This window comes from Oleiphilus sp. HI0128, from assembly GCF_001635365.1.
Window position 1 is genome coordinate 1 of record NZ_LWGG01000172.1, and the last position, 1034, is coordinate 1034.

Here is a 1034-nt window from a genome sequence, read left to right on the forward strand (position 1 = left end):
CAGGAATTGCTGAACATGCTTCGGAGCAGAACCACCAGCACCTGTTTCAAACAGACCACCACCAGCCATTAACGGAACAATAGATAGCATCTTAGCACTGGTACCCAACTCAAGAATCGGGAACAAATCCGTTAGATAATCTCGTAGTACATTACCGGTAACAGAGATCGTGTCACGGCCACGAATCAAGCGCTCCATTGTGAAGCGAATTGCCTGATCCGGCGACATGATACGAATGTCCAAACCATCCGTGTCATGATCCTGTAAGTAGGTGTTCACCTTCTTAATCATTTGCGCATCATGGGCACGCTCAGGATCTAACCAGAATATAGTCGGCATACCCGTTGCTCGAGCACGAGAAACGGCGAGTTTCACCCAGTCCTGAATTGGCGCATCTTTAGTCTGACACATACGCCAGATGTCACCCTTCTCGACATCATGCGAAAGCAAGACCTTACCATCTTCATCAACTACACGAACAGTACCGTCAGCCTCTAACTCGAAAGTCTTGTCGTGAGAACCATATTCTTCAGCTTTTTGAGCCATCAAGCCAACATTTGGAACGGTACCCATTGTCGTTGGGTCAAAGGCATCATGATGCTTACAGAAGTTAATAACTTCCTGATAGATGGTCGCATATGTGCGCTCTGGAATAACCGCTTTAGTGTCTTTCAGTTTACCGTCAGTACCCCACATTTTACCACCAACACGAATCATCGCAGGCATTGACGCATCAACGATGACATCACTTGGTACATGGAGGTTTGAAATACCTTTGTCAGAATCTACCATCGCCATTTCAGGGCGTTCTTCGTAACAGGCACGAATATCTTCTTCAATTATAGAACGCTGAGAGTAAGGAAGATCAGATATTTTCTGGTGAACATTACTCAAACCATTGTTAGGGTTCACACCCAACTCTTCAAACTTCGCCTGATGCTTTTCAAAAAGTTCTTTGAAGTAAACAGTAACCGCATGCCCAAATACGATCGGATGCGAGACCTTCATCATGGTGGCTTTAACATGTAGAGAGA

Annotated in this window: 1 protein-coding gene; it reads right to left on the minus strand. The window is 45.4% G+C overall.

Annotation, left to right across the window (positions count from 1 at the left end; translation table 11 throughout):
• Nucleotides 1–1034: NADP-dependent isocitrate dehydrogenase (locus A3763_RS02255; RefSeq protein ID WP_197482697.1), on the minus strand; the 1034-nt coding region annotated here is incomplete at both ends.